This is a genomic window from Clostridium sp. NkU-1 (assembly GCA_001312405.1).
On the sequence record BBDR01000003.1, the window covers coordinates 293,925 to 314,080 of the forward strand.

The 20,156-nt window shown below is 43.3% G+C and carries 24 protein-coding genes and 3 pseudogenes; 25 read left to right on the forward strand and 2 right to left on the reverse strand.

Features of this window, described 5'->3' with window-relative positions:
• The first annotated feature begins 195 nt into the window (after positions 1 to 195).
• The 9 genes from JCM10519_RS27210 (at position 196) to JCM10519_RS06925 (ending at position 5,076) form a co-directional block, all read left to right on the forward strand.
• Positions 196 to 789: an alpha/beta hydrolase gene (locus JCM10519_RS27210; RefSeq protein ID WP_347843376.1), complete on the forward strand. Its 594-nt coding sequence runs from the start codon at positions 196 to 198 to the stop codon at positions 787 to 789.
• Positions 786 to 1,049 carry a hypothetical protein gene (locus JCM10519_RS27215; protein ID WP_347843377.1) on the forward strand — a complete coding sequence of 88 codons (264 nt, stop codon included), beginning with the start codon at positions 786 to 788 and terminating at the stop codon, positions 1,047 to 1,049. Before JCM10519_RS27210 ends, JCM10519_RS27215 begins: the two co-directional genes overlap by 4 nt.
• Before the next feature lie 134 nt (positions 1,050 to 1,183).
• Positions 1,184 to 1,426, forward strand: coding sequence for a hypothetical protein (locus JCM10519_RS06900; protein ID WP_054738374.1), 243 nt, complete (start codon positions 1,184 to 1,186; stop codon positions 1,424 to 1,426).
• A gap of 143 nt (positions 1,427 to 1,569) precedes the next feature.
• Positions 1,570 to 1,707 (forward strand): sigma factor, encoded by a 138-nt coding sequence (locus tag JCM10519_RS27220; protein ID WP_347843378.1) that lies wholly within the window; start codon positions 1,570 to 1,572, stop codon positions 1,705 to 1,707.
• A gap of 23 nt (positions 1,708 to 1,730) precedes the next feature.
• The gene (locus tag JCM10519_RS27225; RefSeq protein WP_347843379.1) at positions 1,731 to 2,339 is read left to right on the forward strand and encodes a zf-HC2 domain-containing protein; all 609 of its coding nucleotides are present in this window, start codon (positions 1,731 to 1,733) and stop codon (positions 2,337 to 2,339) included.
• Positions 2,336 to 2,485, forward strand: a complete 150-nt coding sequence (locus JCM10519_RS06910) for a DUF3955 domain-containing protein (protein WP_347843380.1) — start codon at positions 2,336 to 2,338, stop codon at positions 2,483 to 2,485. Before JCM10519_RS27225 ends, JCM10519_RS06910 begins: the two co-directional genes overlap by 4 nt.
• Before the next feature lie 206 nt (positions 2,486 to 2,691).
• Positions 2,692 to 2,958, forward strand: coding sequence for a hypothetical protein (locus JCM10519_RS06915; protein ID WP_054738376.1), 267 nt, complete (start codon positions 2,692 to 2,694; stop codon positions 2,956 to 2,958).
• A 215-nt stretch (positions 2,959 to 3,173) separates the two neighbouring features.
• Positions 3,174 to 3,647, forward strand: a complete 474-nt coding sequence (locus tag JCM10519_RS06920) for a cupin domain-containing protein (RefSeq protein WP_054738377.1) — start codon at positions 3,174 to 3,176, stop codon at positions 3,645 to 3,647.
• An 898-nt stretch (positions 3,648 to 4,545) separates the two neighbouring features.
• Positions 4,546 to 5,076: an HD domain-containing protein gene (locus tag JCM10519_RS06925; RefSeq protein ID WP_054738378.1), complete on the forward strand. Its 531-nt coding sequence runs from the start codon at positions 4,546 to 4,548 to the stop codon at positions 5,074 to 5,076.
• A 71-nt stretch (positions 5,077 to 5,147) separates the two neighbouring features.
• On the opposite strand, the pseudogene JCM10519_RS27230 reads toward JCM10519_RS06925, so the two are convergent.
• Together JCM10519_RS27230 and JCM10519_RS27235 are read right to left on the reverse strand one after the other, a co-directional pair.
• Positions 5,148 to 5,611, reverse strand: a pseudogene (locus JCM10519_RS27230) (methylglyoxal synthase).
• Positions 5,612 to 5,674: 63 nt separating this feature from the next.
• Entirely contained in the window at positions 5,675 to 6,418 is a 744-nt protein-coding gene (locus JCM10519_RS27235; protein WP_347843381.1) for a BTAD domain-containing putative transcriptional regulator, read from the reverse strand.
• 639 nt (positions 6,419 to 7,057) lie between these two features.
• Between JCM10519_RS27235 and srtB the strand changes: the two genes are divergently transcribed.
• The 16 genes and pseudogenes from srtB to JCM10519_RS27260 all read left to right on the forward strand — a co-directional run bounded on the left by srtB (position 7,058) and on the right by JCM10519_RS27260 (position 20,139).
• Positions 7,058 to 7,789 carry a class B sortase gene (gene srtB, locus JCM10519_RS06940; protein ID WP_347843382.1) on the forward strand — a complete coding sequence of 244 codons (732 nt, stop codon included), beginning with the start codon at positions 7,058 to 7,060 and terminating at the stop codon, positions 7,787 to 7,789.
• Between the two features lie 65 nt (positions 7,790 to 7,854).
• Positions 7,855 to 9,210: a phosphoglucosamine mutase gene (gene glmM, locus JCM10519_RS06945; RefSeq protein ID WP_054738380.1), complete on the forward strand. Its 1,356-nt coding sequence runs from the start codon at positions 7,855 to 7,857 to the stop codon at positions 9,208 to 9,210.
• A 158-nt stretch (positions 9,211 to 9,368) separates the two neighbouring features.
• Positions 9,369 to 10,253 carry a hypothetical protein gene (locus JCM10519_RS06950; RefSeq protein ID WP_347843383.1) on the forward strand — a complete coding sequence of 295 codons (885 nt, stop codon included), beginning with the start codon at positions 9,369 to 9,371 and terminating at the stop codon, positions 10,251 to 10,253.
• A 38-nt stretch (positions 10,254 to 10,291) separates the two neighbouring features.
• Complete coding sequence (locus JCM10519_RS27240) at positions 10,292 to 10,633, forward strand: 5-bromo-4-chloroindolyl phosphate hydrolysis family protein (RefSeq protein WP_347843384.1); 342 nt, start codon at positions 10,292 to 10,294, stop codon at positions 10,631 to 10,633.
• 20 nt (positions 10,634 to 10,653) lie between these two features.
• On the forward strand, positions 10,654 to 11,811 hold the full coding sequence (locus tag JCM10519_RS06955) for a toxic anion resistance protein (protein WP_054738381.1): 1,158 nt from the start codon (positions 10,654 to 10,656) through the stop codon (positions 11,809 to 11,811).
• Between the two features lie 323 nt (positions 11,812 to 12,134).
• A pseudogene (gene leuA / locus JCM10519_RS06960) lies at positions 12,135 to 13,801 on the forward strand (2-isopropylmalate synthase).
• Positions 13,802 to 13,955: 154 nt separating this feature from the next.
• Positions 13,956 to 15,056 carry a UDP-galactopyranose mutase gene (gene glf, locus JCM10519_RS06965; RefSeq protein ID WP_054738382.1) on the forward strand — a complete coding sequence of 367 codons (1,101 nt, stop codon included), beginning with the start codon at positions 13,956 to 13,958 and terminating at the stop codon, positions 15,054 to 15,056.
• Positions 15,057 to 15,165: 109 nt separating this feature from the next.
• The gene (locus JCM10519_RS06970) at positions 15,166 to 15,879 is read left to right on the forward strand and encodes a glycosyltransferase family 8 protein (protein ID WP_347843385.1); all 714 of its coding nucleotides are present in this window, start codon (positions 15,166 to 15,168) and stop codon (positions 15,877 to 15,879) included.
• Positions 15,880 to 15,913: 34 nt separating this feature from the next.
• A complete protein-coding gene (locus tag JCM10519_RS27245) occupies positions 15,914 to 16,144 on the forward strand; it encodes a hypothetical protein (RefSeq protein WP_347843386.1) in 231 nt (76 codons plus the stop codon).
• Between the two features lie 12 nt (positions 16,145 to 16,156).
• Entirely contained in the window at positions 16,157 to 16,480 is a 324-nt protein-coding gene (locus tag JCM10519_RS06975; RefSeq protein ID WP_054738383.1) for a glycosyltransferase, read from the forward strand.
• On the forward strand, positions 16,450 to 16,791 hold the full coding sequence (locus JCM10519_RS06980) for a hypothetical protein (protein WP_054738384.1): 342 nt from the start codon (positions 16,450 to 16,452) through the stop codon (positions 16,789 to 16,791). The genes JCM10519_RS06975 and JCM10519_RS06980 overlap by 31 nt, the downstream gene beginning before the upstream one ends.
• Positions 16,792 to 17,083: 292 nt before the next feature.
• The gene (locus JCM10519_RS27250; RefSeq protein WP_347843387.1) at positions 17,084 to 17,317 is read left to right on the forward strand and encodes a glycosyltransferase; all 234 of its coding nucleotides are present in this window, start codon (positions 17,084 to 17,086) and stop codon (positions 17,315 to 17,317) included.
• Positions 17,260 to 18,003 (forward strand): glycosyltransferase family 2 protein, encoded by a 744-nt coding sequence (locus JCM10519_RS06990; protein ID WP_347843388.1) that lies wholly within the window; start codon positions 17,260 to 17,262, stop codon positions 18,001 to 18,003. The genes JCM10519_RS27250 and JCM10519_RS06990 overlap by 58 nt, the downstream gene beginning before the upstream one ends.
• A 21-nt stretch (positions 18,004 to 18,024) precedes the next feature.
• A pseudogene (locus tag JCM10519_RS06995) lies at positions 18,025 to 19,133 on the forward strand (DegT/DnrJ/EryC1/StrS family aminotransferase).
• A 163-nt stretch (positions 19,134 to 19,296) separates the two neighbouring features.
• Positions 19,297 to 19,674, forward strand: coding sequence for a hypothetical protein (locus JCM10519_RS27255; protein WP_347843389.1), 378 nt, complete (start codon positions 19,297 to 19,299; stop codon positions 19,672 to 19,674).
• A gap of 60 nt (positions 19,675 to 19,734) precedes the next feature.
• Positions 19,735 to 20,139, forward strand: a complete 405-nt coding sequence (locus JCM10519_RS27260) for an ATP-grasp domain-containing protein (protein WP_347843486.1) — start codon at positions 19,735 to 19,737, stop codon at positions 20,137 to 20,139.
• Positions 20,140 to 20,156 lie beyond the last annotated feature (17 nt).

A 20,156-nucleotide genomic window follows, 5' to 3' on the forward strand; every position in this document is an offset into this window, starting at 1 on the left:
AATTTTATTATATACATTTAGAAAAGATTTCGCAATGTTTTAAATGTTCTAGCTATTTAAATTAGGATTTAACGTATTAGAGCACATTGGAAACTTAATATTGATAGTTGGTAACTTTAGTGATATTCTATTTAAGGAGTTTTTAAATAATAAGCGTAAAGCTGGAATTTGGAAGGAGCCTTGTAAGATGGGGATTTGGATGTAACGGCAAGGCCGTTTCAAAAAAAATATTCGGCCTTGCTGTACTATAATAATAGATTTATAGAAAAACAGGAGGCTTATATGGCTTATTTTATTTATCAAAAACAGAAGATTTACTATCAAGAGATTGGTACAGGTACTCCTTTACTAATGCTGCATGGAAATACAGCATCATCTGTCATGTTTTCCGATATTGCATCTAAGTATGCAAAGGACTATAGAGTCATCTTAATTGATTTTCTGGGTTATGGGAAATCTGATCGTGTCACAGAATTAGCAGAAGACTTATGGTATGATGAAGGAATGCAAGCGATTTGCTTTTTGGAAGAAAAGAAATACCGGAACGTAAAACTTATCGGTACAAGTGGCGGTGCTCTCGCAGCTCTAAATGTTTCGCTGGAACGCCCAGATCTTGTTAGTCACCTCATTGCTGATAGTTTTGAAGGCGAACATGCAAATCCGGATATAACTGAAGCTCTGCGACAGGGGCGTAAGGCATCTAAAGATGATTATGGTGCAAGAATGTTTTATAAAATGATGAATGGCATAGATTGGGAACGTGTCGTAGATGCGGACACACGCGCGTGATTGCTCATGCAAATCATATAAGGAACTTTTTCCATAAGTCGCTATATGAATTAAAACCGAAGGTGCTGTTTACTGGAAGTAAAAAGGATCCATTATTTCCTTGTGGTTTTTATGAAGCTTTATTTAAGAATATGCTTCATAAGATAGAACATGGACAACAGTATTTGTTTGAAAGCGGCGGGCATCCTGCAATGATGTCAAATCAAGAGGAGTTTATTGAAATTAGTAAAAACTTTTTTTTACAAGTAATGGGTAAATAAATCCATCTAAAATTGCATAATGCAAGCTAATAAAATAATTAGCAAAGAAAACTACTAACTATCATTAATTAAGTTAGTAGTTTTTTTATGCACCAATTTAATCATGTAATCTGATATTTGGAGGAGCTAATTTTATGAATTATAAAGACTATATAATTCTATTTTTAATTACATGGATGGCGACTGCCATAGTTTCAGCTTTTATATTTAAAGTCATAAGCGATTGCCCCAAAATGCCTATATTTACAAAATGGAGAGATTTCTTCTATATGGGTATTTTGACTGGATTTATACCTACCTTATTGATTGTGGTCTCATTTGGAGAACTTTCGGAACGTTTGAACAGAGTTGCTAACACCATAAAAATGTTAAATTAGGATTTAACGAATTACCGTGCATTGAAACTTAATGTTGATAGTTATTTGGATATTGGGTAATCTTTAATTACTATATCAAAGAAAAAAATAATTGTAACGAATTCGCTCCTCCGTAGTCTTATGTATGAAAGCGAGGTGAAAAAGTGGCGGACTTCAATGAAATATACAGTCTTTACTTCAAGGATGTCTATAAATATGTTTTGTCAATAAGCAGGGATGAAATGATTGCGGAAGAAATAACACAAGAGACATTTTTTAAGGCTTTAAAAAAATATCGATAAATTTGATGGGAAGTGCAAACTCTATGTGTGGTTATGTCAAATTGCAAAAAAATACATTCTTCACATACAAAAAGAAAGAAAAGTATCATGAAGACTTGACAGAGGCGGAAGATATTCTTGCTGATTCAACGTTTGAGCAGAGCCTGTTATCGAAAGAATCTGTATATAAAATTCACAAAGAGCTTCATTGCTTAGGCGAACCCTATAAGGAGGTTTTTATGCTACGAGTGTTTGGAGATTTATCCTTTTCACAGATAGGGAGCTTATTTGAAAAAAACAGAAAGCTGGGCGAGGGTCACTTACCATCGAGCAAAAATGAAATTAAAGGAGAGGATAGAATGCGAATAACCTGCGAAATAATAAAGGACTTACTCCCATTGTATCACGATAATGTATGCAGTGAGGACAGCCGCAAATTAATTGAAGAGCATTTATCAACCTGTGAAAGGTGCCGTGACGAACTGAAGGAAATTGACTTAGAGATAAAAGCGGTTAAAAATACGGAGGATGTAAAAATTATGAATAATATTGCAAAGAAATGGAAACAGGATAGATTGTCATCTTTTTTTCACAGGCACATTCCTTTTTTTCTATTATTGCCAGTGTGGGGTGCCTGGTGGCATTTAATGTGATCGGCAGTTATGTAACTGCGGAAGGATTTCTGGTGGAACCATTTGCTTTGATTCCGCTATTCTACCTGTTTGGACTGGCTGCACTGTTGTCAGGCTTTGTTCTAGGGATTCTGGCTATAAAAAGGCGCGTGTTAAATGCTAAATAATTGTTTGAAAGATCATGATCATTAAGTATAGCCAATAATATATATGGGTTAAAAAACTACTAACTATCAGTAACTTAGTTAGTAGTTTTTTAGTAATTTAGTCAAGAAAGCTGATATTTAAAGAATTATGTTACATTAAGAACTTAATATTAATAGTTAGCGGTCTTGAGAGTAATATGGTATTAAAAAGTGAAAGAAGGAATAAGATGATCACCATATTCAATCGAAAAGAGTTGATTAGTACTTACGACATGAAAAAGCAAGCAGAAGTTCGTGATTTATTGAGTCAATTTAAAATTCCTTATTCTATCAATGTAATCAATAGAAAAAGCCCATCGCCATTTGATGCAGGTTCCAGAGCAAGAACAGGGACTTTTGGAGAAAATTTGAAATTGGAATATCAATACATTATCTTTGTCAGAAAGGTTGATTATGAAAAGGCAGATGCTGTTATAAGTGGAAAAATCAAATAATGAATTATAAAACTGCCAACTATCAGTATTAAGCTGGTAGTTTTTTATTGTCAGAAACGAGGGTGGAAACGTTGTGGATGATTTTTGAGCCAGTAGAGCAGATGAGACTGGGGAATTAGAATTTTATGGATTACTGTACTTTGAAAACTTAATATTGATAGTTGGTAAGTTTGGTGGTATTCTGTTTGAGAGAATTGATAGAGGGGAGTATACAATTGGATATCAAAAACATAAATAAATTACCGGAACAATATATTTGGAATGATGCTGTGGGCTTGATTACTAATTCGTTGGGAGAGGCTGCAGGAAGTAGAAAAATTTACGTGAATATTGACTATGTTCCGCCCAAAGCATACAGTACAAAATTTCATAGTCACTCACAGCAAGAAGAGTTTTTTATGATTCTTTCTGGTATGGGAACTTTACGGTTAAACGAAGAAGAGAAAAACGTTAGCCAAGGAGATTTCTTTGCAAAGCCGGCTGGGGAAGATATTGCCCATACATTTTATAATTCCGGTGATGAAGTTTTAACCATTTTAGATGTTGGGACAATCGAAAGTGAGGATACTTGCTATTATCCTGATGAGGATATGTACATGCAGAAATCCAATGGTGTAAGAAGAATTTTTAAGGGAACGGATTTAAATTCTTCGTGGCTCCCTGAGCCGAACACTGAGAGGGAAATTTAACCCGGTCTATAAAATTAAATACAATGAAAACTACTAACTATCAGTATTGAGCTGGTAGTTTTTTTTGTACCCAAAATGGAACAGTTTAATCCAGAAAACTGATATTGGCCGAATCTCTTATCCTGGCTTGAGAATAAAGGTTTACTATCTGGATCAGTCTGGCATTTCCGTTGATCATAACGCGCCGAATCGGCGGCGTATTGAATGGTATTGCCCCGAGAAACAGGATTTTAACGGATTACTGAACATTGAAAAATCAATATTGATAGTTAATAGTGTCTTGAATAGAATAGATTAATAAAGGGGAAACAAAAAAAGGAGTAAAAATGATTGACTATGGCGTAAAAAAATAAGTTGGCATGGGAATATAATGCGTATGATTTTTGGCTGAAAAATTTGGGAACTCCTGAGGAATAGGTACAAAAGATCCTTATAAACCCTTAAAAATTAAAAAAAGCTATACAAGCAAATGAATGCATTAACATTTGTGAAATCTATACTGACAATAAGTGTTTATATTGATATTATTAAATTACATTGGCAGTATTAAAAAAATAATAAACATGAAAACGCTCAGACGCCCCTTTTTTGATACCTAAAACGACACTTATCCACAATAATGTGGAAACAATTGTGGATTAATTGTTAATATCTGAAAAATTGACACAAAACTGCAAATTTTTACAGGTCTGGAATACCAGATTTCTGGCTGCATTCTGACTGCCTTTGGATAATAATAGTTCGGGAAATCGGAAAGCCTAAAAATCACGGTTTTATCACGAATCTTAAAAGATCATCTATTAAATCGAAATAATTTGTGTTAATATATTAAAGAGGTTCGGTCCGCCTTTGGCTCACTGAACGGCTATGCCTAAGAAAGAACAAAAGGAGAGTCAGTATGGTCGAGAAAGCTGTTGCATTTGCAACCAAGTCCCATGAAGGGACCTTTCGGAAAGGGACGAAGATTCCCTATATCGTCCATCCTTTGGAGACAGCAGTCATTGTTGCGCTGATGGTAACAGATGAAGAGCTGATCTGCGCCGCGCTTCTTCATGATGTGGTGGAGGATACTGGTGTTACAGAGGAAGAGCTTAAAGAAAAATTCGGACTTCGGGTGGCTGAACTGGTAATGGAAGAAACAGAAGATAAGACGAAGTGCTGGAAGGAACGCAAATGCGCGACACTTGATCATCTGGAAAAGGCTTCCAGAGAGAGCAAGATCCTTGTCCTGGCGGACAAGCTGAGCAATTTAAGGGCGACTGCAAGAGACTATTATTTAGTGGGAGATGACATTTGGCAGCGTTTTAATGAAAAAAACAAGTCAGAGCATGCCTGGTATTACAAAGGGATTGCAAAACGCCTTACAGGCCTTGAGGAATTTCCTGCTTATCAGGAATATGTAAAGTTGTGCGAAAAGGTTTTTGAATAAAATATGGGAAGATACAGAAAAAAGGCAGGGCTAAAAAGCTCTGCCTTCTGTTGTTTAGTATGCAAGGACCCTTACAGGGTTTTTGCCCGGTCCGCAATGTTTTTGTGAAAATTGATGACCTGATGCTCGTAGGTCTCATCCATAAGCGGCGAGGTGATGATGAAATCGGCGGTTGCCTGGTGTTGGCAATGGGGATATCATAAACCTGTGCAATACGTAAAAGTGCTTTCACATCCGGGTCGTGAGGCTGTGCGGTGAGAGGGTCGGAAAAGAAGATGACCAGATCGATCCTTCCTTCCACGATCTTTGCTCCGATCTGCTGGTCCCCTCCCAGTGGGCCGCTGTTATAGCCCTTTACCGGAAGGCCTGTCTGATCAGTGATCATCCGTGCCGTTGTTCCGGTGCCGCAGAGAGTATGTTTTTCCAGAGCCGCCTTGTGCTCCTTGCACCATTCGATCAGTGCGTGCTTTTCGTTGTCATGAGCGATCAGCGCAATACTTTTTTTTCTTTTCCAGTGTGAATGTAATAAAGTCATTTGATAACATCCGTTTCCTCCTGTAAGCAGCTGCTTCCTTTATGTATCCTTAGGCCGTAAGGCTTAGTTTGGTATGATGCTCTGCAATGAATAAGTAATGGAAAGATCTTTTCTTGAATATTCTCTTTTAAAGTTCTGAATGATACGCTTTAAGACTAACTCACCGTTTTCATAGGTTGCCGTAGGTAAAAGCAAAAGGTATTGGCTTACGCTGTAGCGGCAAAAAATATCTCCCCTTCGCAGGGATTTGCGGATAGAATCTCCAAGCTCATCCATTGCCCGTGTCTGGACCGCAGGTTTCAGAAGCTCTCCCTTCAGATTGCTGATGGTCAGAAGACATAGGAAAATAGAGTCACCAGTACGCTGGATTGCTCTTGTCTCCAGCTGATAGATGTCCCGGAACACGGAGGGTTCACAGCAAAAGGCTCCGCTATTCGTACCGCCCTCTGAAAGGATCTCCTGTATGGTGCTTAAATCCATGGTAATTCCATGTTTCTTATCGCTGATAAGCTTATATAGGTCCTTAAAGCGAATGGAGGGAGTGATGGCAAATTCGTTATAGAACATGTCGGTCACATGATGGTAATGCTCCATGGCCATAAGCTGGTTTCCGCTCTGATATAATGCGTAGACCAGGTAATAATGGGCTTCCTCACAATAGGAATCAATGGCAATGGCCTGCTGGCATACATCGATGATCGTGGGATAATCCTTTCTTTTTTTCCAGTAGGAACAAAGTTTTTTTGAATCAGTTTTTGATATAGGGTGTGATAATAGGTGTGAATCGGTACAACCCAGGATTCCCACTCGGATTTTGGCAAAAAGTTCCCCTTGTACAGGGCAAAGGCTTCCAGGCAGAGGGATAAGCGGTCATCCTCGGAAAGACCGGGGGTCTCCAATCGAACACACAGGTCTTCAAACAGGTCGGTATCACAGACCGTTGTAAGATCTCTTGTCCAGCCGTAGGCTTGCGGTTCTGGAACACCAGCTCTTGTGTAGGATATTCCAATGGCTCTAAAAGTTTGCGTACACGGAACATTAAGGTTTTTAAGGCTCCTGCCGGGTTATTGCTGGTTTCATCCTTCCAAAACAGATCAATTAGTTCTTCTACAGGAATATCCCGGCCTCGAAAAGTAATAAGATATTCTAAAAGGCTCCAGGCTTTTTTGCCTGATTATTCTGATCTACGATTGTCCTGTCCCCCATGGATATGGAGAATCCTCCCAGCATATTTACATGAATGATAGCTTCTTGATTTTTCATAAATGTCTCCATATTAACATTTTCTTTTTTTTAGTATATAGAAAAAAAAGTGGAAAAGTCTAGCATTGCTTATAAAAGATTGTGATTTTTGTAAAAATAAGGTATACTTAGGAGGATTAAAAACATGAGAGAAAGCGGGAATGAGCATGAAAAGTAAAAAAAATGGCCTTTGGCGTTCTTATCATGGCAGTTATTTTTCTTGCTGTGGGTGTAGGAATGCTCTATTCTGACTTTAAGACGAGAGATCATGCCAAACAGCAGTATGAAAGTCTCGCGGAGCTTGCAAGGGAGACTACGGCCGGAGAAACAAAGGCCAGCGTCCCGGAAGCAGAAACAAGCTCTGCCTATGTTTCCCCCATTGATTTTGAGAAACTGAAAATTATCAACCCTGATATTGTGGGCTGGATCAGGATCGAGGGTACGGTAATTGACTACCCCATTGTACAAACGGATAACAATGAAACTTATCTGGATACGGATTTTGAAGGCAGGAAAAGCGTGGCTGGTGCCATTTACCTTGATTATGAAAGCGAGCCTGATTTTTCAGGAAGGCATAACATAATATACGGGCATCACATGAAAAACGGATCCATGTTTAAGGACATCATAAAGTATAAGGATGAGGCTTATTTTAAAGAACATCAGGATATTTTTATTTATACGCCGGAGAGGGAATACCATTTAAAGCCCATCACAGCCCTCTATACGGACCCCTCCCCCATCCGCCGGAAGACTGTGTTTGAAACAGAGGAAAGCTTTCAGGCATATGTGGAGGAGATGACAAAGGGCGGCCTGTTTTTGCAGAAGCCGGAAGAACCGGTAAGGCAGCTCTGGTCTTTTGTAACCTGCAGCTATGAGTTTAATGATGCAAGAACCATTCTATACGCCTGTGAAGTGCCTCAGGGTGAAAATTAGAGGGTTATAAGCATACATATTGTTCTGTATGATTTGGCAGACTGATGAAAGGAAGATATTATTATATGGGAAAATATTTTGGAACAGATGGTTTCCGCGGGGAAGCCAATGTAACGCTGACGGTGGAGGATGCCTTTAAAGTAGGCCGTTTTTTAGGCTGGTACTATGGGCAGAAGAATCCGGAAGAAGTATGCAGGATTGTCATTGGAAAAGATACAAGACGCAGCAGCTACATGTTTGAATACTCTCTGGTGGCAGGCCTTACCGCATCCGGAGCCGATGCATATCTGCTTCATGTTACTACTACTCCAAGCGTATCTTATGTTGTGCGCACCGAAGGATTTTCCTGCGGAATCATGATTTCCGCCAGCCACAATCCCTACTATGACAACGGGATCAAGGTAATTAACGAAAAGGGCGAGAAGCTGGAAGAGAGCGTGATCCTGGAAATTGAAAAGTATCTGGATGGGGAGATGGTCGAGCTGCCTTTGGCAAAACGTGATAAGATCGGCCGTACCGTAGACTTTGCCGCAGGAAGAAACCGCTACATCGGTTATTTGATTTCCATAGCTACTAGATCCTTTAAGAACAAAAAGGTGGCTCTGGACTGTGCAAACGGCAGTGCTTCCGCCATTGCCAAGAACGTATTTGACGCCCTGGGAGCTGAGACCCATGTGATCAGCAATGAGCCCAATGGCTTAAACATCAATACAGGCTGCGGCTCTACCCACATCGAACAGCTTAAGAAGTTTGTAAAAGAGGTGGGAGCTGACGTGGGCTTTGCCTATGACGGAGATGCGGACCGGTGCATTGCCGTGGATGAGAACGGAGAAGTGGTGGATGGAGATGCCATCCTGTACATTTGCGGCAAGTATATGAAGGAACAGGGTACCCTTAAGAATAACAAGGTGGTGACCACCATCATGTCTAATTTCGGTCTTTACAAAGCCTTTGAACGGGAAGGCATTGAATATGAGAAAACAGCGGTAGGCGATAAATATGTATATGAAAACATGGTGGCAAATGGAAACTGCCTGGGCGGGGAGCAGTCCGGCCATATTATTTTCAGCAAGCATGCTACTACGGGAGACGGTATCTTAACCTCCTTAAAGGTGATGGAAGTCATTCTGGAAAAGAAGGAGAGCCTTGGGAAGCTGGTTTCCGAGCTTGAAATCTATCCCCAGGTACTTAAAAATGTCCGTGTCCACGATAAGACTGCGGCTCAGGATGATGAGGCGGTAAAGGCTGAAGTGGAAAAGGTGGCGGAAAGCCTTGGAAACAGCGGAAGGATTCTTCTGCGCCAGTCCGGTACAGAGCCGGTGGTACGTGTCATGGTGGAGGCCGCTGATCTGGATACCTGTGAGAAATATGTGGATCAGGTCATAGAGGTAATGAAAGAAAAGGGACATCTGCTTTCCTAGAAGATTGTAAAAGGATAGAAAGCGATCCAAAGTCCGGAGGAGCTTCCGGTTTTGGAAGCTTTCTATTTTTTTTACAGGTATGCGTAATTGTAAATCAGGACAATTCATGATATGATTAAAGTCTGATGCAACAAATTGTTTTTGGGAGACCAGGAAATATGGATAATAAAGAATTTTCAAATTTAGGAGACCAGATCAAGGATTCGGTGCAGAATGCTATTGATTCCATGGATTTTAACCAGCTGAACAGAACCATATCCGATACAGTTAATTCTGCCTTAGAGGAAGCCAGGAGCCAGCTGATGAAGGGGGCGGATTTTGGAAAGAACACATCGTCCGGCAGCTTTAGCAGCAAAAGAACGGTAAGAACGGAATCATACCGGAAGACTGAATGGAGCGGTTCATCGGTCCAAAGGGAAAGTCATGAAGACGGGCCGGGCTACCGGGCGTTTCAGACCAGCCGGGATGTTCAGAAAAGAACCGGTGACGGGCAGGGGGAAGTGGTGCAGATAAATCAGACGGGCCGTGTAGCAGGTATTCTGTATACGGTGTTTGGAAGTATTGGCATCGGCATAATCCTGATTCTGCTTTTCGTTGTCTGGATTGTGGCTCTGGTTGTGAAGCCGGTTATCTGGACAGTTGCAGGTGCAACCGTGTTCTTACTCTTATTAGGCGGCGCCTCCGGTTTCATGCTCCGCACAGGAATCGCCATCCGGGACCGGTTGAAGAGGGCCAGGATTTATGCAAAGCAGTCAGGAAAGCGAATGTATTGCAGCATAGAGGAACTGGCGGTAAGCATTGGAAGATCCCGTGATTTTGTATTGAAGGACGTCCAAAAGATGATCAGGCTTAGAATTTTTAAGCAGGCTTATCTGGATGAACAGAAGACCTGCCTGATCTTAAGTGAATCCACTTACAGGCAGTATCTGGAATGCCAGAAGGCCCTTAAGGAGAGAGAGCTTGAAGATGCCAAAGAAAAAGAAAAGGAAGATGCTCCTTCTGAGGAAATAAAACAGATGATGCCGCCGGCCAGAATTATTTAAGGATATTAAGGGAAGCCAATGACGCCATTCCGGGAGAAGTGATTTCCCAGAAAATCTCCAATCTGGAGCATGTGATCCGCAGGATTTTTGAATCCGTTTCCAGGCATCCGGTACGGATCGGGGAGATGGAGCGCTTTATGGAATATTACCTTCCCACAACAGTAAAGCTGGTAAATGCATACCGTGATTTTGACAGCGTAGGGACCCAGGGAGCCAATATCTCTTCTGCAAAGGCGGAGATAGAGAGAACTCTTGACACGATAAACCAGGCCTTTGAGCGGTTGCTTGATGATCTTTACCAGGATGCCGCCTTAGATGTTTCCACAGATGCGTCGGTGATCCAGACTATGTTAAAAAAAGGATGGTTGGGCGGAAAGTGATTTTACAGGAGGTATGAAGAATGAGTAAGGATATTGAAGAGATGTTAAAGGAAGCGCCGGAACTGACCCTGTCTCCCCTTAGTGCTGGAGGAGTGGAAGAAACCCAACTGGTACAGACTGAAAGTGTTCTTAAAGAGGTGAAGGAAGTGCCGGCAGCCGACTTAACACCGGAAGAAGAAAGACAAGTTACTGACTTTGCGGAAAAGATCGATTTAAGGGATTCCAATCTGATTCTTCAGTATGGAGCCGGAGCCCAGAAAAAGATTGCCGACTTTTCAGAAGCAGCCCTTGATAATGTAAAGTCCAAGGATCTGGGGGAAGTGGGCCAGATCCTGTCAGAGGTGGTAGTAGAGCTTAAGAGCATTGAGGTAGAGGAAGAGGAAAAGGGTCTTTTCGGTCTTTTCAAAAAAAGCGTAAACCGGGTGGAAGGTATTAAGGCCAGGTATGCCAAGGCAGAAACCAATGTAAACCAGATCTGCAAGGTCCTTCAGAATCATCAGATCCAGCTGTTAAAGGACATCGCCCTTCTGGATAAAATGTATGACTTAAACACTACGTATTTCAAAGAACTTACCATGTATATTCTGGCGGGGAAAAAGAAGCTTGCCAAGGTGCAGCAGGAAGAACTGCCGGTCCTTTTGGAGCGGGCGGCAAAAACCGGGCTTCCGGAAGATGCCCAGGCAGCCAATGACTTATCTTCCATGCTGAACCGTTTTGAGAAGAAGCTTCATGACCTGGAGCTTACCCGCATGATATCCATTCAGATGGCTCCTCAGATCCGTCTGGTCCAGAACAATGACACCTTAATGACGGAAAAGATACAGTCCACCCTGGTGAACACCGTTCCTTTGTGGAAGAGCCAGATGGTGCTTGCCATCGGAATCAGCCATTCCGAGCAGGCGGCAAAGGCCCAGCGGGAAGTAACGGATATGACCAACGAGCTTTTAAAGAAGAATGCGGAAGTATTAAAGACTGCTACCATTCAGACCGCAAAGGAATCAGAGCGGGGAATCGTTGACATGGAGACACTTAAGAAAACCAATGAATCCCTTATAACAACTTTGGATGAAGTGGTTCGGATCCAGGCGGAGGGCAGGACAAAACGCCGGGAAGCAGAAGTGGAATTAAGCCGGATGGAAGGCGAGTTGAAATCCAAGCTCTTGCAGCTTAGCAAATAACAATGGTAAAAAGACTTACAACAGAAAATTAATTTTTCTGTTGTAAGTCTTTTTTAGTCGTGCTATAATAACATAACACTTTACCGTGACACATTGTCAGAGCATGGTATGTGATTTTAATGCAAAGGAATGATGAAAGATGGGGTTAGACCTGTAAAAGCCACGTTGTTCATTGTCAAAAGATACAGCGTGATTTATCGACTCCAAAGCCTGCGTTGATTTTTTTATGAGGCAGAACATGGACATTTTGTCCTGTTTCAGGAATTAATCCGGCAATCTGCCGGAAAAAGCAGACGATTAGATGATAATGGAGGAGATAAAATATGTTGAATTATCAAAGATATAAAAGAGTACCGGTAGTCAGCTATCCGGAAAGACAATGGCCGTGCAATGAGATTCAGAAGGCGCCGATCTGGTGCAGTGTTGATTTAAGGGATGGAAACCAGGCTCTTACGGAGCCTATGGTTGTGGAAGAGAAGATCGAGATGTTCGATCTCCTGATCCGATTGGGCTTTAAGGAGATTGAGGTCGGTTTTCCGGCAGCTTCCCAGATTGAATTTGATTTCTTAAGGCAGCTTGTGGAACGAAAACTGATTCCTGATGACGTGGTCATCCAGGTTCTGGTTCAGTGCAGGGAGCATCTGATCAAGAGGACCTTTGAAGCCTTCAGGGAGTTAAGAAGGCGATTGTACACATCTACAATTCCACTTCAACTCTTCAGCGGGATGTGGTTTTCGGCAAGGGAAGAGAAGAGATCAGGGAGATCGCCGTAAAGGGTACGGAATGGGTGAAGCAGTATATGCAGGACTTTGACGGTGAAGTGATTCTTGAATATTCACCGGAAAGCTTTACAGGAACGGAGCTGGATTTTGCTCTGGATATTTGTACAGCTGTCCAGGAAACCTGGGAAGCATCACCGGAAAAGAAAATTATCTTCAACCTTCCTTCTACTGTGGAGATGACCACTCCTAACGTTTATGCAGATCAGATCGAATGGATGAACACTCATTTCAAGAACCGTGACAGCATTATTTTAAGCGTACATCCCCACAATGACCGGGGAACCGGAATTGCAGCCACAGAGCTTGCCCTGTTAGCAGGTGCAGACCGGGTGGAGGGCACGCTTTTAGGAAACGGCGAACGAACCGGTAATGTGGATGTTCTAACAGTCGCATATAACATGTTCTCTCACGGAATCAATCCGGAACTTCATATTGAAAATATCCGTGAGATCGTTGACATCTATGAGCGTTGTACCAAGATGGAAGTGGAGCCAAGACATCCATATGCAGGAAAGCTTGTCTTTACCGCTTTTTCCGGTTCACACCAGGATGCCATCAACAAAGGCATGCAGGCCATGCGGGACAGAAAGAATGTTTACTGGGAGGTTCCTTACCTTCCCATCGATCCGTCAGACATTGGCAGGCAGTATGAGCCTATCGTGCGGATCAACAGCCAGTCCGGCAAGGGCGGCGTAGCCTTTGTCATGGATACCTTCTACGGCTTCAAGCTTCCAAAGGGTATGCATAAGGAGTTTGCAGACGTGATCCAGGCGATTTCCGAAAAGCAGGGTGAGGTTTCTCCTGAGCAGATCATGGATGAGTTTAAAAGCAACTACTCGGAGAAGAAAGAGCCCATCCATTTCCGCAAAGCCCAGATTACGGAAGCAGAAGAGGATACAGCGTTCTCCACGGCTGCAAAGGTCCGCTACACCGATCACGGCATAGAGAAAATCTTTGAAGGCGTTGGAAACGGACCTATTGATGCGGTACAAAAAGGGCTGGAAAAAGAACTTGGTATTGAGATCAGGGTTCTGGACTACTATGAGCATGCTCTTACTTCCGGATCCGGAGCACAGGCGGCCTCCTATATTCACCTCCTTGATGTGAAGACAGGAAAGGCTACCTATGGTGTGGGAATCAGTTCCAACATTACAAGAGCGTCTATCCGCGGAATCTTCAGCGCGGTCAACCGGTTATTCTATTCATAAAATAAAGGGGTCAGCCTTTGATAAAAGGCTGGCCCTGTTTTTATGTCCTGGAGGGACTTTCCATAAAACCCGGGATTTTGCAAGAAGAATTTACTTTTCCCGGTGACTTTAGTATAATGGAGACAGTTTATAACCGAGACAGGAGAATGAAGCTATGAAAAAGTATGATTATGTACTGGTAGGCAGCGGCCTTTATTCCGGTGTATTTGCATATCTGGCCGGCAAAAAAGGAAAAAGATGTCTTGTGGTAGAGAAAAGAAACCACATCGGAGGCAACATTTACTGCGAGGAAATAGAAGGGATCCACGTACACAGCTACGGAGCCCATATTTTCCATACCAGCAACAGGAAGGTCTGGCAGTTCGTAAATGAGCTGGCAGAGTTTAACCGCTATACCAACAGCCCTGTGGCAAATTTCAAGGGTGAGATGTATAACATGCCCTTTAATATGAATACCTTCAGCAAGATGTGGGGCATATCTACCCCGGCAGAGGCAAAGGCCATCATCGAGGAGCAGAAGGCATCCGTTACCGGTGAGCCTGAAAACCTGGAGGAACAGGCCATCAGCCTTGTGGGAACGGATATTTATGAAAAGCTGGTAAAGGGGTATACGGAAAAGCAGTGGGGCAGGGATTGTAAGGAACTTCCGGCTTTTATCATCAAGCGCCTTCCCGTGCGTTTTACCTATGATAATAACTATTTTAATGACTTATACCAGGGTATCCCCATCGGAGGATACAATGTGATCATGGAAAAGCTCCTTGAAGGCTGCGATGTGGAAACAGGCGTTGATTATCTGGAAAACAAGGAGTATTATGACGGGCTGGGAGAAAAGGTCGTGTATACAGGAACCATAGATGGTTACTATGGGTATCAGTATGGCAAGCTGGAATACAGGAGCCTGCGGTTTGAAACAGAGGTCGTGGATACGGATAATTACCAGGGCGTAGCTGTGGTAAATTATACGGACAGGGAAACACCTTACACTAGGATCATTGAGCATAAGCATTTTGAATTCGGGACCCAGCCAAAATCCGTAGTTACCAGGGAATATCCGGTAGACTGGAGCGAGGGCATGGAGCCATATTATCCGGTAAATAATGAAAGAAATCAGGAATTATATTTAAAATATGCCGCACTGGCTGAAAAGGAAGATCAGGTGATTTTCGGCGGACGGTTAGGGGAATATAAATACTACGATATGGACAAGGTCATTGAATCAGCCATGAGCCGGGCGGAAAAGGAATTGGGTTAATCCTGCTTACGGGCCAAGCTGTTTACTTTTTATGGCAGATATAGTACAATACTACGGAACCAGGGCTGGAACTTTAATGCCCTGAAACGTGGGTCAACTGGAGGAATCTATGAACGTTGTATACGCTTCCAACGATAATTATGCCAGGCATCTGGCCGTATCCCTTTATTCCCTTTTGGATCATAACAGGGACATGGGAGACATCCATATATATGTTTTATCCATGAGCCTTTCCGAAGGGACGAAAGAACGTCTTAAGTCCGTGGCAGGCGGGTTTGGACGTGAGCTGACGGTCGTAGAGCTGGGGAATTTAAAGGAGCGCTTTTCTTATGAGGTGGATACGGGCGGCTTTGATTTAAGTATTATGGCCCGGCTGTTCGTAGGAGAGGTTCTCCCGGAGGAAGCAGACCGGGTGCTGTATTTAGACTGTGATACCGTGGTGCTTTCCTCTTTAAGAAGGCTGTGGGAAACGGATTTAAAGTCCTTCCTTTTAGGTGCGGTGATGGAGCCTACCATATACCCTTCTATCAAGGAAGATATTGGTCTTTTGCTGTCGGAGCCTTATTATAATTCCGGCGTCCTTCTCATTGATATGAACCGTTGGAGGGAGGAAAACGCCCAGAAGCTGCTTCTGGATTTTTACTGCTCCAAGGGAGGCAAGCTGTTTGCAGGGGATCAGGACACCATTAACGGAGCACTGAAAGGGAGGATCAAGCCATTGTCTCCCAGGTATAACTTTTTTTACCAATTACCGCTATTACCGGTACAGCCATCTGGTGAGGCTGTCCCCTGTTTATGGAAAGCTTGGGTTAAAAGGGTTTAAAGAGGCAAAGAAACATCCTGCCATCCTGCATTTTATGGGGGATGAAAGACCCTGGAAACAGGGGAATTTAAACCATTACCGCAGGGCTTACGACTATTATCTCTCCCTCACCCCGTGGGCAGGAACGCCTAAGGAAAAGGGAAGCCGGCTTTATATGGCCGCCTATCATCTGATGGATTACGCCACCTTTATATGTCCGCCTGTGAGGGATTTTGTAAGTGCCAGATTTGGAATGCAGGTGATCAATTCCAGAAAGGGTTCTTAAAGAGGAGCAGATATGAATATTAGCTGTATCATTCTCAATTATAATGATGCGGAAACTACCATAAGCCTGGTAAATTCCCTGGTAAATTATGAAATCCTGGATTCCATTGTGATCGTGGACAACTGTTCCACCGATGATTCTGCCTCAAGGCTTCAGGCAATTGAGGCCGGAAAAGTTCATTTTATCTCCTCAGAAAAGAACGGGGGATACGGTTATGGCAATAATCAGGGAATCCGGTATGCCTATGGGAACCTTCACGCTACCCATGTGCTCATAGCAAATCCTGATGTAAAGGTTACGGAGGAATGCATACAGGCCATGAAGCTTCCTTTTTAAAGATAAGCCGGCTGGGAGTTGCGGCGGCAGTCACCATGGATGGGACGGGAAAGGTGGCGCTGTCAAGCTGGCGTCTTAACGGCCTTTTGGGAGATCTTTTGGATACCGGCCTTATTACCAGACGGATTTTTGCACCCTGGCTTAATGACAGGCCGGAATTAAAGGCGGATTCTAAAAAGGAGCGGTACGTTTACGTAGATGCCGTGCCAGGCTCTCTTTTTATGGCGGATATTTATGCCTCATGGAATGCGGTCTTTATGATGAAGAGGTCTTTCTATATTATGAGGAAAAGATTCTCGGATTTCAGCTGAAGAAAAAGGGGTATGGGACAGTACTGCTCCTGAATCAGTCCTATGTACACCTTCATTCCGTGTCCATTAATAAGAATGTGAAATCCATTTTAAAGAAGCAGGCCCTTCTTCATAAGAGCAAGCTTCACTATTATAAAAAAATATCTGGGAATCAACCGGTTCCAGGAATGTCTGGTAAAGGCTTTCCTGGCATTTCTCATGGCAGAAATCTGGTTTCTGACTGAGATCCTGGGATGGTCCTGGTAGGTTTTGCCCCAAAAGCGTGGGCGGGAAGAGGAAAGGGGAAAGGCTCATGGTTTCGGTGCTTCTTGCATCCTATAACGGAGAAAAATATATACGGGAGCAGCTGGACTCCATTTTAGGCCAGACGTTTTCTGATCTGTCCATCGTGATTTCTGATGACCTTTCTACAGATGGGACCCCTTCCATTATCCGGGAATATGAAGAACAATACCCTGGCCGGGTGAGGTGCTTAAAGAACAGGGAAAGGTCCGGCAGCGCCAGAATAATTTTTTTCGTCTGCTGACGTCGGTGTCTGATGAGTATGTGATGCTTTGTGACCAGGATGATGTATGGCTTCCAGATAAGGCGGAAGTCACCTTAAGGGAAATGAAGCGGCTGGAGGCGGCATGGGGAGCAGAGGTTCCTTTGCTGGTCCACGGAGACTTATCGGTTACCGATAAGACGGGCAATATTCTTCACAATTCCATGGCAGAATACCAGAAGATCGCGGTTCATGATAACCGGTTCAGTCATTATCTGGTTGAGAACAACATTACCGGGAATACGGTCATGATCAACAGGGCCTTTTTGCGGTTCTTTGCTGAGATTCCAAAGGAATGCGTCATGCATGACTGGTGGCTGGGGCTTCTGGCAAGCTGCTTTGGAAGAATATCCTATATTGACCGTCCCCTGGTTTTATACCGGCAGCATGGGGAAAACCAGATGGGGTCTAAAAGCGGTAAGGAGCAGTATGCGGAGCGGATCCTTAATCAGGACAGGATCCGGGAAAATTACAGGAAAATGTTTGTGCAGGCACAGATGTTTTTAAAGCTCTATGGAAATGAGATGTCCAGGGAGCAGAGAGAAGTTCTGGAGCATTTTACCGGACTGCCCGGAAAAAACAGAGCGGAAAAGATTTATACTATTTGGAAATACAGATTAAAGAAAAGCACCCATATGCGGACGCTGGGCCAGATGTTTTCCATCTGACCGGGAAATGGAGGATAACGCATGGACAATAAAGAGGATATATTAGTGACGAGGGCTTCCATGCCTTCCTATGAAGAATTTATAGAAGAGATACGGCCGATCTGGGAAACAGCCTGGATGACTAATATGGGGGAATTTCATGAAAAACTAATGGAGCAGTTAAAGGAGTACTTAAAGGTACAGAAGCTTCTTTTGTTTGTCAACGGGCATATGGCTCTCGAAATGGCGCTGCAGGCCATGAATCTGTCCGGCGAGGTGATCACCACCCCGTTTTCTTTTGCTTCCACCACCCATGCCATTGTAAGAAATAACTTAACTCCGGTGTTCTGCGATATCCGCGAAGAGGATTATACCATTGATCCGGATAAGATCGAAGAACTGATTACGGAAAAGACAACCGCCATTTTACCGGTTCATGTTTATGGAAATATCTGCGATGTAGATAAAATTGAAAAAATTGCGAAAAAAACATAATTTAAAGGTAATTTATGATGCTGCTCATGCTTTTGGCGTAGAGGTAAATGGGAGAGGCATCGGGACCTATGGTGACGCTTCCATGTTCAGCTTTCATGCCACAAAGGTGTATAACACCATTGAAGGCGGGGCTGTGACCTTTCAGGACCCGTCTCTGGAGATTTTGTTCAATTATTTGAAAAATTTCGGCATCACCGGAAAGGAAACCGTGGAGTACATCGGCGGCAATGCTAAAATGAATGAGTTTCAGGCAGCTATGGGTATCTGCAACCTTCGCCATGTGAATGATAACATTGAAAAGCGCAGGCTTGTGGCAGAACGGTACCGGGAGCATTTAACGGGGATTCCGGGTATCCGCCTGATAGACCCAAAAGAAGGGATCCGCCAGAATTATGCGTATTTTCCTGTTGCTTTTGACGGCTTTTCCTTAACAAGGAATGAGGTATATGAGCTGCTGGCCTCCCATCACATCTTTGCCAGAAAGTATTTTTATCCTCTGATCACTGACTTTGAATGCTACCGGGAGCAGTTTTTAGATGTACGCCTTCCTGTGGCAAAAAAAGGCGGCGGACAGTGTTTTGACCCTGCCCTTATATGCAGAACTTTCCCTGGATCAGGTTGACCGCATCTGCGCCGTAATTTTAAGTGCCAGATAGAAGAAAGGAAGCATCAATGGAGGAAATTATGAATACAGCTTTGGTGACTGCAATCGGGTCATTTTCGGCAGATATTGTTATAAAAAAAATTTAAAAAAAGGGCGGCTTCCGGGTAGTTGGCTGTGATATTTATCCGGAAGAATGGATAGCAGATTCCGGGAATGTGGCATCCTTTTACCAGGTTCCTCTTGCAACAGACGAGAAAAGATATGTGGACTCCATCCTGAAGATCTGCAGGGAGGAAGAAGTAAAGATGCTGATCGTTCTTACGGATGTGGAGGTAGATGTGTGGAACCGCCACAGGGACGAACTGTCTTTGGCTTCGGTGACATTATGTCTGTCATCGGAGGAAACCCTTCTTCTATGCAGAGATAAAAGGAAGCTTTGCCGTTTTCTTACGGAAAAAGGCATTGGCAATCCCATTCCTACCCTGGAGCTTTCTAAAGCAGATCCGGAGTGCCTTTCCTATCCGGCGGTTATCAAGCCTTTGACGGAAGGAGCAGTCAGGGGCTTCGCTACATTCATTCTCTTGACGAGATGAAAGGATTTTTGGAATGCGGAGACTCTGAAGGCTGATCGTACAGCCTTTTATCAGGGGAACATCGTTACCGTGGATGTGGTAAGGCAGGCGGAAACAGGAGAGAGCACAGCCGTGTGCCGGAAGGAGCTATTGCGGACCCCTAATGGAGCAGGAACCTCGGTCCTTGTGTTTATAGATCCCATTCTGGAAGCCTCGTGCAGGGAAATAGCCAATGCCCTTGGCATCAACGGCTGCGTAAACTTTGAGTTTATTCAGGCAGAGGACGGATCGTATCATATGCTGGAATGCAATCCCCGCTTTTCCGGCGGCGTAGAGTTTTCCTGTCTGGCAGGATATGACTGTGTTACCAATCATTTAAGATGCTTTACAGGAGAGGCCATTGAACCGTCAAAGGAAATCACGGGCATGTATATTGCAAGAAAGTATGAGGAATATATTATGGGAAGTAAAAAGCACTTGCCATAATCGGATGGACGGGGCAG